Origin of the sequence: Cyanobium sp. ATX 6A2, assembly GCF_024346355.1 — a bacterium.
Classification (GTDB): Bacteria; Cyanobacteriota; Cyanobacteriia; order PCC-6307; family Cyanobiaceae; genus NIES-981.
Map to the genome: position 1 here is coordinate 1 of NZ_JAGQCU010000008.1, position 11976 is coordinate 11976.

Below are 11976 nucleotides of genomic sequence, written 5' to 3' on the forward strand. Positions count from 1 at the left end.
AGACCCCACAGCTCTCTGGGAGGCAAAACTCCCAATGAGGTCTACACTGAGACCGAACCCTGCTCCTCCCGTCCAGGGTTAACGATGTCAGGGGCCAGAGCTGTCCAATAAAAGGCACCCACCTCAGCTCGCTTCCTGTGGAGGTACTGCGAAGTGACGCCACACAGCTCACTGGGAGGCAGAACTCCCCATGAGGTCTACAATTAGGTTGAACACTGTTCCTCCCGCCCGGGGTTAACGATGTCAGGGGCCGGAACTGCCCAGCAAGAGGCACCCAACTCAGTGATCGCCTGCAACCTGATTCGGCAGGGCAACCTGCTCAACCCGGCGATGGCGGAGGCAAGGAGAGCGGGTTTCCCAGCGGTGTGACCAGTTGGCGGGCTCCAATGCATTACAGGTACAAAACGGGTGAAATCGGGCGTTCTGAGCCGCTAAATCACTGAAATCCTGCCCGCAGAGCGAATAATCGGCTCGCGGGAGGAAAACCGAGACATCTCTCAGGCAGTTTTTCCGCAAACTCCTAAGAGGTACTTAATTCTTGCGGGCATAGACGAGTGGCCAGGTGACCATGATACCATTAGAAGAAGTCAAACAATGCTGCATCCTCCAATCGGCCCAACCCCAACCGAGCCAGTACGGCACCGAAAGAATGAAGCGCTTTCTTCGTGAACGTATAGAAGACTGACATCATGGACCCCAGCGCAAGAAAAAAGCAATCGCAACGTGCGATACTTTATATCTACCATAAGGATATTGATACGTGTGCTCACAATCTTAGCTTCTTGAAGCAGTTCAACCAGGGAGTGGCCATACACGGCCTGTTCGGAGGCCCTGCAAACGCCTTTGACTACGCAAAATCCAGAACCAAGTCCTTGTTGACCACGAATACTCTGTTTCCCGACATCTATCCCCCAAGGTGGAAATGGAAAAATACAGATCTGATGGTCCGATACTGGTACCTGAAAACCGGAGCTTTTCTCAAGAGTTTCGACTTTTTAACCGTTATACAGTGGGACATTCTCGTCCTTGGAGACTTGTCATCTTCTCTACCTTCTCACAACGAGAATGATTTACTCCTAAGTGGAATAGCCTCTCTTGAAGAGCTCCCCTCTGGATGGGCGTGGACCAATCAAGGTAACAACAAGAAAGAGTGGGAATGCTTTAAGGAATATGCACGACTCGTGCATGGATTGAATGATGGCTTTACTTTCTGCCAAGGACCTCTCTACTCTCTGCCGCGGACATTTTTAGAACGCTATAGCTTTAGCGCCATCACTGAGCTTTGCCATGACGAGATTAGACTTCCATTTTATGCTCGGGCTTGGGGATTCAGTTGCAAAGACACGGGTTTATGCAAGGATTGGCGCAGTGCTGAAACAGAAAGGTATTTCAACGCAAGGACCAACAAGCCAATACAGGCAACGGACATAATTCTTCAACTAAACAATCCTAGCGGAAGGCGTATTTTTCATCCTTTCCGTGAGAAGTGGCAATATGCCAGCAGCAACTCTGCTTGCAGAACTAGCAGTACAAATAGAAGGCCATGGATACTATTAGCCACATGGAATTATGCAATAATCATCTCACTCCGGCTAAGGGAGATCGCAGAGATTATTCGCATATATTACAATAAGCATAACAGGGAAACAGCTAGGAATCTTCAAATACCCGCTAGAGCTTCAACGGCTTTGGACTGGCGCATGCTAGCAGATAAGTGTATAACTGATCGACGCTATCCCTCTGCTTTCAAAAGTCACATAAACGCACTCCTGGCCAAGATAGATGAAGTTGTTGACATCAACGAATATCAAGTTGAATACTCACATGTGAAACTAGAGCTAGTTCAATCGCTTTTAATATCAAGGAAGCGTTTTGATAATACCAAGAAAGAGCTCGTTCAGGTATTCTGCAATACTCTTAGAAGGTTAAACCTTCATGTTTTTTCTGCGGTGAGCGATGATTTGTCGAGGTTCTCAGATATAGTTGTTTGCATGAGCTGCGAGAAGTATTTATCATATGCAAAGAACTTTGTGCGATCACTAGATCCAGTATCTGACAGACTTGGCAGGCTTATTATTGTCGGTGACAAAACCCTTCGCCCTTATTGTTATCGCTACGACAGTGATAGTAGGGTTCTATTTGTGCCGAATAGCGACACCTACGAGCGGCTTACCGAAAAGACTTTTCTTGCGTACTTGTTTTTGTACGGCCTAGAGCTTAATGCCTCAATTTTAAAAGTTGACGACGACACCACTTGCGTCAATCCGGCAAAACTTACAAACAAAGTCTTCCCTCTAACTAAATGTTCCAACTATGTGGGACGGGTTTGGCATCCAGGGATTTCGGGCTTGTCACGATGGTGGCATTGTGGGAGGTATACCGCTAGCAGCTCAAATTTTTTGCCATACAGTCGCTATGCCGATGTCTCCTATGCAGAAGGCCAAGCTTATGCAATTAGCAGTCGAGCCCTAAGGATTTTAGCGATCTCGTATCTTTTGTACCCTGATCAGATTAAATCGGAGTTAAGTTACGAGGATGTGGCTGTCGGAAAGTGCTTGGCGAGGTGTGGCATTTCCCCGCTCCATTACCCGCTAATCAATCCTGGTCTCCTAGAATCTCAATTTCGTTCAGACTAACAGCTACCATTCAAAGAACTTTCTGCTAAACGGAGATCCTAAGAAAGATGAAACTCAGAATAAGCGCAGATATGGGAACGACTGCTACTCGGTTTAAAACAGCACTAACCGGTCGCCATAAAGTTGCCTTTTCATGCGTCATTGACAAAGGAAATCGCTTCATTCTACAAGCGGCACGGCTAGTACTTTCGTTACGGTGGTTTGGAGGAAGAGTCAGCACAGCACCTTTCTATCTTTCAACAACTTCAGCCCTCCCCCCTAGTGCCAAGCGGTTTTTCAAGCGGCACGATTGCATAGTTATTGAATGCAACCCATTCGACGACAGCAAACCACATATTCCGTCTAATAAGCTACGGGGCCTTGAAATTCCTGAACTAACTAGATTTAAACACGTTATTTTAATCGACTGTGATACGATCATTGCCCAGGATATTCTTGAGGACTGCGCATCTATTGAGGGCATAGGCCTCAAGCTTGCTGATCTTCCAACAGTTGGCGACAATCAACTTTTAGACTTATTCAAAGAGCTTGAAGTTGATATACCTCAGCGACAATTTCGTTATGATTTGTCTCCAGAGCAGACAATAGGCTACTTCAATTCGGGGGTAGTCATCATATCTAGAACCTGGTTGACGCGTTTGCATCGGACTTGGGCCAAATATTGTTCATTTCTATTGACAATGGAGTCATCAAGAGAATTGTATCACTTGAATCAGATCGGCCTTGCAATAACAGTAGCTGATCTTGAGATACCAGTTTCTCTGCTACCCGCAGCATTAAACTTTCCAGTTCATCTCCCAGAAAGCATGTACCCGCCTCGTTATAGTGAAATAGATCCTAAGATTATCCACTATCATTGGCTATCTAATGAACTTGGCTTTATTCAGCCATTAAACGTTAGCATGGCAGCCAGGAGGTCAGATATATTCAATGCAACCTTACGCCAAAGACTGGAGAAATCATCCATCCAGTTTTTTCCCTCAGCAGTGAAGCAGATGCATGAGACTAATGGCCCGCCACAAACACCAAAAATAATTGTTGGCTCTGGCTGGTGGTGCAGTAAACAGCCGCACGACTGGACCAAGGGGTCGCTACTGGCACACCAAACAGCATTTTTTCCTCTTTGGTACAGACAGATCAGTAAATATCTTCGCCCTAGTCAAATTGTAATCACTGATAGCCATTCACCTCTTAAACCAGACTTTAGAAGTTATCCTTGCCTAACCTGGATTGAGCTCGACAAGAATTATGGACATGCAAACGATATTCGCGTCGGAAAAATAAAGACACACTATTCTGGATTCACAAGATCCGTGCTAAGTGGCGCCATGTATGCACTATGTTGTGACGCCGACTACTTTGTATATGTAGAGCAAGACTGTCTTATACGGGGAGAAAACTTTTTAGATGAGGCAACTAAAGGCTCAACTGAGAGTATCTTATTAGGCAAGCACACTGAAGGCGGTAAAGGCATAGGCGGTAAACCTGCAGCCAAAATGCTTCAGCAAAGCTTAATGATTGTACATAAGAGTTCGCTTCAGAGATTCATTGACAAACTACTTGCTTCTGTTGAATCAGACGGAGAGCTTTCACCGGAGTTAAAAATGGAGCGAGACCTTCAACCCTTTGGATATCTAAATATACCCTATGGGAGGTCAAGGCCAATCAACTTTTCATTATCTAGTTTTTATGCTCAGCATCTAGATGACGAGGAGATTCAGAATTTCCTTATGGCTGAGGGATTACCTAAAAACTTCATTGGAAGTCATGAAGAGGCTATATTTAAAGTCTAGCAATTTAATTCTGGTTGTCTGTGGAATGCACGATGCTCTTTTTTTGTTACAGACCTTGAGCGCTCTAGGGGTCGGGATTAGTTCTAAAAGAACGCAATGCAGATAGTCTCTCCCTAAAGTTATCCCGGTAAGTGATAAAGATGTGGTATAAACCTTATCGCTTGCAGCAAATCCAGCCACCCCGTCCAAGAAGTATGCTGCAGAGACGATATCGCCTTTAGGCGTGCCTCAAGTAGCATATTATCTCAGTCAATTATCCTATCCGTCGCCGATAGCCTTCTCCAGAAGGTGCCGTAACTCCAGGATTGTGGTCTCATCTGGGGTCCGGTCGCTGAGCATGTCGATCCCGACAAACCAGCGCATGATCGGCACTTCTATAAGTGCCTCCTCCATTGCTGGATCTCTGAGTGAATACTACTGCTGCAACCGGTGCATCCGCAAGATGGTGGCCACTGGGTAGGGCGGGCGGCCGCCCATGCTGCCGGTCTTGGGGTAGTGGGGCTCGATCAGTTTGATCAGAGCCAGCCAAGGCACCACCAAGTCCATGTCAGCCAAGAACTTCTCACACTTGGCAAAATAATTGGAGGTGGTTTGCTCGTAATCGCCGAATCCCAGCAGCTTTCCGCACATCACCCCAGTCCTGGCCTGTGATCACAGGGTCATTGTCCCGTGATCGGACTGGGTTTTCCAGGGTTTCCTTAGGCCCTGTCAGAGCGCCGGATTTAACTCATACTGGCCAAATAAGCGGCGCTGCCGAGCTCATGCAGCCGGCAATCCTTGGCGCGCGCCTGCGCATTCAACTCAGCGCGGTAAGCAGCCAGAGCCTCGGCCAGGGCCGGATCGGCGATGGCCAGGATCTGCACCGCCAGCAGGCCGGCATTGGTGCCGTTGCCGATTGCCACGGTGGCCACCGGGATGCCGGCCGGCATCTGCACGATCGAGTGCAGCGAATCCACCCCGGAAAGGGCCCGGCTGGACACCGGCACGCCGATCACCGGCAGGGTGGTGAGGGAAGCCACCATTCCCGGCAGGTGGGCGGCGCCGCCGGCGCCGGCGATCACCACCTTCAGTCCCCGTCCGGCCGCCTCCTGGGCGAAGGCCACCATCTCCAGGGGCGTGCGGTGGGCAGAGAGCACGCGTACCTCGTGGGCCACCCCGAAGCGCTCCAGCACGGCCACGGCCGGCTGCATGGTGGGTAGGTCGGAATCGCTGCCCATCACCACCGCCACCCGGGGCGGGGCTGGGCTGGAGAGGGTGGCGCTCAAGAGGCGAGGGCGGAGGATGGGGGCATTGTCGTGCCTGAGGCAGCGATGCGCTGGATCCGCAACGTGCGCCTGCCCCGCAGCTCACGCTGCCGCCACGGCGCCGACCAGCGCTGGCGGGTGGGGGTGGACGCCGACGGGGTGATCCAGGTGCTGGCGCCCATCCCGGCCGGCAGCGCCGCCGCCGGCGAGGACTGGGGTGGCGACTGGCTCAGCCCGGCCGGGGTGGACCTGCAGATCAACGGCGGCCTGGGACTGGCCTTCCCCGAACTCACCCCCGCCGACCTGCCGAAGCTGGGCGAGTTGCTGGAGCTGCTCTGGCGCGACGGCGTGGAGGCGATCTGCCCCACCCTGGTGACCTGTGGGGTGGAGCCGCTGCGCCAGGCCCTTGACGTGCTGGAGCAGGCCCGCCAGCAGCACCGGCCTGGCCGCTGCCGCCTGCTGGGCGCCCACCTGGAGGGGCCGTTCCTGAATCCGGCGCGGCGCGGCGCCCACCCCGAGCAGCACCTGGCCGCCCCCAGCCTGGCGGCCCTGGAGGAGCGCATCGGCGGCTTCGAGGACCAGATCGCCCTGGTGACCTTGGCGCCCGAACTGGCGGGGGCTGCCGAGGTGATCGGTGAGCTGCGCCGCCGGGGGATCGTGGTGAGCCTGGGCCACAGCGCCGCCAGCGAACAGCAGGCCGCCGCCGCCTTCGAAGCCGGCGTGGGCATGCTCACCCACACCTTCAACGCCATGGGCGGGCTGCTGCACCGCGACCCGGGACCGGTGGCGGCGGCGGTGCTGCGCGGGGATGTGGCCCTGGGTCTGATCGCCGACGGGGTGCACGTGGCGCCGTCGATGGCCCTGCTGCTGCAGCGGCTGGCCCCTGATCAGCTGGTGCTGGTGAGCGACGCGCTCGGCCCCTACGGCCTGGGCGAAGGCCGCCACCGCTGGGATGAGCGCCTGCTGCTGGTGGCCGACGGCAGCTGCCGGCTCGAGGACGGCACCCTGGCCGGTGTGACGCTGCCATTGCTGGAGGGGGTGCGACGGCTGGCGAGCTGGGGGACGCAGCCGGAGCAGGCGATCGCGGCCGCGACGGTGACGCCGCGGCGGGTGCTGGGAGATCAGCGGGATGGGGCGGGGCTGCTGCTGGGGCGACCCATAGGCGACACCCTGCGCTGGAGCCAGGGGGCCGAGGGCCTGGAATGGCAACGGGCCGTGGCCGCCTCCATCCAGGCGCTGCAGTCCGTCCCACGGATTGGTGGCATCAGCGATGCCGACGTCACCAGCTTCGTGGCGGAGGGGCGCCGCTGACCTTTGTCATCGGTGCCGCTGGAAATCTGGGCGTTTCGCTCTATTCCTGACCGGAAAACCCGACAGGCGTCCAGGCCGGCTCCAGATCGGTGTGGATGAAATCGTCACCCTTGAACAGCAGCGGGGCGCCAGCCCACTGGGCCAGGGCGTAGGAGAAGCAATCACCGAAATTCAAGCCAGCGCGATGGCGCCCCTTGCCGTATCGGCTGAAGGCGCTGCGGGCGAGTTCGGCCTGATCGCGATCAAGAGCGACGATCTCGATCTGGGCGGTGCTCAGGAACAGATCCAGGTCGCCCTGGCCATCAGGTCCGAAGCGGGCTTCCAGCACAATCGAGAGCTCCACCAGGGAGGCGGCCGAGAGCAGACGGGTTTCAGCCGCCGCAATCGCCTCGTTGAAGGCCCTGCGCTCCGGTTCGTTCTGAAGGATCGCCAGAACGGCAGAGGAATCGATCACCATCAGGAGGGCAGGCCACTGGCGTCGTAGCCGAGGATCTGCTCAGCACTGCGCGGATCGCGGATCGGCCGGGCGGCACAGCGGAAGGCGATCTGATCGAGTCGATCGGCGAGGAGCGTCCGGGCATCGGGCTGGGCTGCCTGCTGGCTGCGCAGCCGCTGCAAGCGTTCCTGCAAGGCCACGATCACCGCATCCGTCTTGTTTTCACCGGCAAGGGCAGCCACTTCTGCCGCGAGGCGGTTGGCTTCTGGGTTGCGAATGTTCAGAGCCATGGTCACCGCTGTGTAGACGGGCACCTGTCAGTGTAGACACGCTTTTTGGGTTTGTGGCCCCGGGCTCCGCCGCTGCAGCTCCCTAGGATCCGCTCCACCTCTCGGCCCTGGAGTGTCGCGCTCGATGTCCAACGCGCCCGTCAGCACCCCCACCACCGCTGAGAAAGCCGCCGAGAAGCAGGAGGTCAAGGGCTACTTCGAAACCACCGGCTTCGAGCGCTGGAACCGCATCTACAGCGAGTCTGAGGATGTGAACAAGGTGCAGCGGAACATCCGCATCGGGCACCAGAAGACCGTGGACAACGTGCTGGCCTGGCTGCAGGAGCAGGGCAACCTGGCTGAGCGCAGCTTCTGCGACGCCGGCTGCGGCGTGGGCAGCCTGGCGATCCCCCTGGCCCAGCTTGGTGCCGGATCCATCGCCGCCAGCGATCTCTCCGAGGCGATGGTGAGCGAGGCCCGGCGCCGCGCGGATGGGGCGGGCATCAGCCGAGAGCGGCTGCAGTTCAGCGCCTCCGACCTGGAGAGCCTGGAGGGCCGCTTCGACACGGTGATCTGCCTGGACGTGTTCATCCACTACCCCCAGGCCCCCGCAGAGGAGATGGTGCGGCACCTGGCGGGCATGGCCGAGAAGCACCTGATCGTGAGCTTCGCTCCCTACACGCCCCTGCTGGCGCTGCTCAAGGGGATCGGCCAGCTGTTCCCCGGTCCCAGCAAGACCACCCGCGCCTACACCCTCAAGGAAGCCGGCATCGTGGCCGCCGCCGCCGAGGCCGGCTTCCAGCCGGTGCGCCGCAACCTCAACCAGGCCCCCTTCTACTTCTCCCGACTGATCGCCTTCGAGCGGGGCTGATCAGCGCGAGGCCCGATCCCGCAGGGCCGGCACGTAGGGGATCAGGCCCTTGGCGCAGGCTTCCAGCTGCACCTCCAGCGGCAGGCTGCGCACATCAAGGATGAAGCCATCCACCTCCACCATCCAGGCCAGGGGCGAGTCGTCCAGCTGGCTGGGCAGGGTCCAGTCGGGAGAGAAGGGGGCGATGCGCAGCAGGTCGCGCACCGTCTTGGAATGGGCCTGGCCGGTGCCGGCGGAGACGCCGAAGTGCTCGTAGATCTGCGTTGGTTTGCAGTGGGGTGTCTGGGACTTGTCGAACAGGAAGTTGGCGCTGCCGATGGCGTGCACCAGGCCGGCGCACCAGGACGGTTCCCGACCGCCCAGCAGGGGTGAGGGCCGTTTGCGCGCCAGGGCCGCCACCGCCGCGTGGATCAGCTGGCGGTATTCCCCATTGAGATGGCTGGCGCAAAAACCATCGATCGATGCCAGCAAGCTGGTGACCTTGGGCTGCAGCGCCGCGGGCACCTTCAGCGACCGCGGCGCCGTCTCGGCGAACCGGGCAAGGTCAGCCTCCAGCTGTGGGTCTGGTGACTGGATGACCTCCGTCGCCACGCCGATCGTCACCGGCACCTCCATGGCGCCGACCGGCACCCGGAAGCGGCGGCGGCGCACGTTGGGCCCAGCCCAGCAGCGGGCCAGATCGGGCTCCGAATCGAGCCACTGCGTGAGGGCCCCTGCCACTACCTCCAGCTGGGCCAGATCGGCCCGGGTGGGCGGCGCCAGCCCCAGATCGGGCTGCACCAGCATCACGGTGGGGTAGGCGTCTCCCTTGGCCACAGGCCAGCCATGGCGCTGGATCTCTTCCAGAAAGGCCGGGGGCATGGCCCGCTTGGACTCGAAGTTGAGGGCCCGATGGGGCGGGGCCGCTTCCATCACCTCCAGCCCCTCAGTCTCGACGCGTTCCGCCAGGTCCACATAGCGGTCGTAATCCGCCACCGATTGGAACAGGATCACGCCGTAGTTCTCGCGGTTCTGGCCGATCACACAGCCAACCCAGCCTTTGATGCGCAGGGCCGCACAACTCACGGTGAACAGGTGGCCGTCGCTGGGCAGGTGCTGCCACGGCCGCCGTTCATAGAGGGCCGCCGCAGCCTTGAAGAAGCTGGCCACCTCCTCAGGGGTGACATCGGCGGTGAGGTAGGTCGACAGTCCCCCCAGACCAGGCTCCCCCTCGGCCCCAGCCATGTGCTCCCGCAGGCTGCTGGTGGCGTGATCGAGCCGGGGCGTGTCCCCCCGGGTGACCATCACACCCGGCAGCAGGGGCGGCACCAGCTTCAGCAGCCGGGAGCTGCCCACCACCACCCGCCGGGGCAGGCCCGGCACGCAGGGCGACTGGGGCTCCTCGATCGCCATCTCGATCGCGGGTTCCAGCGCCTCCAACGGGCGATCGGGATGACCGACGGCAGAACCGCGGATGCGGCCGCTGGCCTCCATCACCATCGCCAGCAGCGGGCGCACGGGCTGCCCGTCATCCCCCGGCACAAACGCAGGCATCGGTGCCAGACCGATCTCCCAGACATCACCCCCGGAAGGCTGACCGAAGCCGCTGGGGCGATGACGATGTCGGGCCATGGACGCCATGGGCAGCTGGGGGCATTGTCTCCCCCTTCAACGTCCGGAGGCCACCGCACCGTGGTGCGATCAGCGGCCCGGCCGCACCATTCGGAAGGTGAGGTTCAGCCGTTGCCGTTGGACCCGCAACTGGCGGGGCACGGCGTGCTGCCACCACAGCTGGCTGGGCGGCTCCATCAGAAGTAGGTCGCCGTGGGCCAGCGCGAGGTTGAAGGGGGTGCAGGGGCTGGCTGCGGTGTGGTCGCTCGCCGTGGGGTAGCCCTCGGGCGGCGGCAGGGCGGGGGGCCTGCGCGGGCTGGTCCGCGGCCGCAGGCGGAAGTCCCGGGAGGTCCCCAGGCTGAGGGAGGCGATCGGCGCGGCGGGGTCCAGCTCGGGCTCGTCATCGGCGTGCCAGCCCATGGCGTCGCGCCCGTGGCGGTAGCGGTTGAGCAGCAGGGAGTTGAAGCGCCAGCCGCAGAGGGCCTCCAGCTCCTGGCGCAGCTGCGCGGCGGCGGACGACCAGGGCTCGGGCACGTTCTCCAGGCCGCTGTAGCGGTAGCCGCAGCCCGGGTCGGCCATCCAGCAGGTGAGCCGCGGCAGCGGGTGGCGCCGGCCGTAGAGGGTGATGGCCTCCTGCTTCCAGGGCACCTCGGCGGCCAGCTGCCGCTCCAGGGTCTCGGCCCGCTCTGGCGTCAGCCAGGCGCTCCAGTGGCGCAGGCGCAGCCCAGGCCGCTCGATGCGTCGACCGGGCGCTGCGCCGGCAGGGGCCACGGCCTCAGCCATCGTTGGGTCCCAGCAGGTCGGATGGCAGGGGCGCCTCCAGCTCCAGCACCCCGCCCTCCGGGGTGGGCAGCCGCAGCCGGTGGGCGTGCAGCCGGTAGCCGCCATCGCCCGGCAGCGCCTCAGCGCTGGCCATGCCGCCGCGGCGGTAGAGCGGATCGCCCAGCAGTGGCGCCCCGGCGGCGGCGGCGTGGATGCGGATCTGGTGGGGACGGCCTGTGGCGATCGCCACTTCCACCAGCCAGGCCTCAGCAGCCTGGTCGTCCCGACCGCAGCCCTCGCCGCCGCGCCGCAGGAGCCGCAACCTGCTGCGGGCCGGCAGGGCCGAGGGATCCTGCGACTCGGCCGCAGCCCACACCTGGCCGAGCAAGGCATGGGACCGGCGGCCGATCGGCGTGGTGAGATCGAGGCTGGTGCCGGGCAGCAGCGCCAGCAGCGGCGAGCCGGGGGCGGGGGGCTGCAGCAGGGCTCGGTAGGTCTTGCGGCAAGGCGCAGCGTCGGCACGGGCGGGCGCGGCGGTGCTCTCCCGCAGCAGGGCACTCAGCCAGGCACGGCTGGCAGGACGGCGGGCGCAGAGCAGCAGGCCGGAGGTGAAGCGGCCCAGGCGGTGCACCGGGCGGGGCAGGCCGGCGGCGCCGTCCAGCTCAGCTGCGGCCAGCTGGTGCTCGATCTGGCGCAGCAGGGTGTGCTCGAGAAAGCCGCCGGCGGGCAGCACCGGCAGGCCGCTGGGTTTGTTGAACACCACCAGGTCGCCGTCATCGACCAGGGGGCCGGGCAGCACCGGCACGGCGGGTTCGTGCCAGGGGGGCCGATGCCAGCTCAGCCGATCGCCGGCTGCGAGGACCACATCGGCCCGGAGCTGCTGGCCGTTCCTGCAGATCTCGCCGGCGGCGAGCCGCTGCCGCCACACGTCCTGATCCGAATGCCGGTAGCAACCGGCGTAGAAGGCGCTCACCGCCAGGCCGGTTGCCTCGGGGCCCATCCGATCGCGGTAGGTGTGGCCAGCGTTGATGGCCGCCGGTAGCCAACGGGCCTGCACCAGCCGC

At 60.6% G+C, this 11976-nt stretch carries 11 protein-coding genes and 1 pseudogene; 4 read left to right on the top strand and 8 right to left on the bottom strand.

What is annotated here, in order from left to right; genetic code table 11:
* The first annotated feature begins 782 nt into the window (after nucleotides 1–782).
* Nucleotides 783–2636 carry a hypothetical protein gene (locus tag KBY96_RS08775; protein ID WP_254978990.1) on the top strand — a complete coding sequence of 618 codons (1854 nt, stop codon included), beginning with the start codon at nucleotides 783–785 and terminating at the stop codon, nucleotides 2634–2636.
* Between the two features lie 71 nt (nucleotides 2637–2707).
* Complete coding sequence (locus KBY96_RS08780) at nucleotides 2708–4429, top strand: hypothetical protein (RefSeq protein WP_254978991.1); 1722 nt, start codon at nucleotides 2708–2710, stop codon at nucleotides 4427–4429.
* Nucleotides 4430–4687: 258 nt separating this feature from the next.
* Here KBY96_RS08780 and KBY96_RS16535 read toward each other — a convergent pair.
* The 3 genes and pseudogenes from KBY96_RS16535 to purE form a co-directional block, all read right to left on the bottom strand.
* Nucleotides 4688–4831 (bottom strand): annotated as a pseudogene (locus KBY96_RS16535) (transposase); the annotation flags it as partial.
* 12 nt (nucleotides 4832–4843) lie between these two features.
* Nucleotides 4844–5059, bottom strand: coding sequence for a hypothetical protein (locus KBY96_RS16540; protein ID WP_396122304.1), 216 nt, complete (start codon nucleotides 5057–5059; stop codon nucleotides 4844–4846).
* A gap of 92 nt (nucleotides 5060–5151) precedes the next feature.
* Nucleotides 5152–5694: a 5-(carboxyamino)imidazole ribonucleotide mutase gene (gene purE, locus KBY96_RS08790; RefSeq protein ID WP_396122305.1), complete on the bottom strand. Its 543-nt coding sequence runs from the start codon at nucleotides 5692–5694 to the stop codon at nucleotides 5152–5154.
* A 45-nt stretch (nucleotides 5695–5739) separates the two neighbouring features.
* Between purE and KBY96_RS08795 the strand changes: the two genes are divergently transcribed.
* Nucleotides 5740–6984 (top strand): amidohydrolase family protein, encoded by a 1245-nt coding sequence (locus KBY96_RS08795; RefSeq protein ID WP_254979098.1) that lies wholly within the window; start codon nucleotides 5740–5742, stop codon nucleotides 6982–6984.
* Between the two features lie 40 nt (nucleotides 6985–7024).
* On the opposite strand, the gene KBY96_RS08800 is transcribed toward KBY96_RS08795, so the two are convergent.
* Nucleotides 7025–7441: a type II toxin-antitoxin system VapC family toxin gene (locus KBY96_RS08800; protein ID WP_254978992.1), complete on the bottom strand. Its 417-nt coding sequence runs from the start codon at nucleotides 7439–7441 to the stop codon at nucleotides 7025–7027.
* Complete coding sequence (locus tag KBY96_RS08805; protein WP_254978993.1) at nucleotides 7441–7710, bottom strand: type II toxin-antitoxin system VapB family antitoxin; 270 nt, start codon at nucleotides 7708–7710, stop codon at nucleotides 7441–7443. Before KBY96_RS08805 ends, KBY96_RS08800 begins: the two co-directional genes overlap by 1 nt.
* 124 nt (nucleotides 7711–7834) lie before the next feature.
* Between KBY96_RS08805 and bchM the strand changes: the two genes are divergently transcribed.
* Nucleotides 7835–8560, top strand: coding sequence for a magnesium protoporphyrin IX methyltransferase (gene bchM, locus KBY96_RS08810; RefSeq protein WP_254978994.1), 726 nt, complete (start codon nucleotides 7835–7837; stop codon nucleotides 8558–8560).
* Here bchM and KBY96_RS08815 read toward each other — a convergent pair whose 3' ends face one another.
* The 3 genes from KBY96_RS08815 to KBY96_RS08825 all read right to left on the bottom strand — a co-directional run bounded on the left by KBY96_RS08815 (nucleotide 8561) and on the right by KBY96_RS08825 (nucleotide 11969).
* The gene (locus KBY96_RS08815) at nucleotides 8561–10093 is read right to left on the bottom strand and encodes a DUF6398 domain-containing protein (protein WP_254978995.1); all 1533 of its coding nucleotides are present in this window, start codon (nucleotides 10091–10093) and stop codon (nucleotides 8561–8563) included.
* A 147-nt stretch (nucleotides 10094–10240) separates the two neighbouring features.
* The gene (locus KBY96_RS08820; RefSeq protein ID WP_254978996.1) at nucleotides 10241–10933 is read right to left on the bottom strand and encodes an alpha-ketoglutarate-dependent dioxygenase AlkB; all 693 of its coding nucleotides are present in this window, start codon (nucleotides 10931–10933) and stop codon (nucleotides 10241–10243) included.
* On the bottom strand, nucleotides 10926–11969 hold the full coding sequence (locus KBY96_RS08825; protein WP_254978997.1) for a pseudouridine synthase: 1044 nt from the start codon (nucleotides 11967–11969) through the stop codon (nucleotides 10926–10928). Before KBY96_RS08825 ends, KBY96_RS08820 begins: the two co-directional genes overlap by 8 nt.
* Nucleotides 11970–11976 lie beyond the last annotated feature (7 nt).

What these genes read in the sequence shown, in the direction of transcription:
- KBY96_RS08780 (WP_254978991.1), top strand. Translation starts at nt 2,708, where the DNA reads ATGGGAACGACTGCTACTCGGTTTAAAACAGCACTAACCGGTCGCCAT.
- KBY96_RS16540 (WP_396122304.1), bottom strand. Translation starts at nt 5,059, where the DNA reads ATGTGCGGAAAGCTGCTGGGATTCGGCGATTACGAGCAAACCACCTCC.
- KBY96_RS08795 (WP_254979098.1), top strand. Translation starts at nt 5,740, where the DNA reads ATGCGCTGGATCCGCAACGTGCGCCTGCCCCGCAGCTCACGCTGCCGC.
- KBY96_RS08800 (WP_254978992.1), bottom strand. Translation starts at nt 7,441, where the DNA reads ATGGTGATCGATTCCTCTGCCGTTCTGGCGATCCTTCAGAACGAACCG.
- KBY96_RS08805 (WP_254978993.1), bottom strand. Translation starts at nt 7,710, where the DNA reads ATGGCTCTGAACATTCGCAACCCAGAAGCCAACCGCCTCGCGGCAGAA.
- bchM (WP_254978994.1), top strand. Translation starts at nt 7,835, where the DNA reads ATGTCCAACGCGCCCGTCAGCACCCCCACCACCGCTGAGAAAGCCGCC.
- KBY96_RS08815 (WP_254978995.1), bottom strand. Translation starts at nt 10,093, where the DNA reads ATGCCTGCGTTTGTGCCGGGGGATGACGGGCAGCCCGTGCGCCCGCTG.
- KBY96_RS08820 (WP_254978996.1), bottom strand. Translation starts at nt 10,933, where the DNA reads ATGGCTGAGGCCGTGGCCCCTGCCGGCGCAGCGCCCGGTCGACGCATC.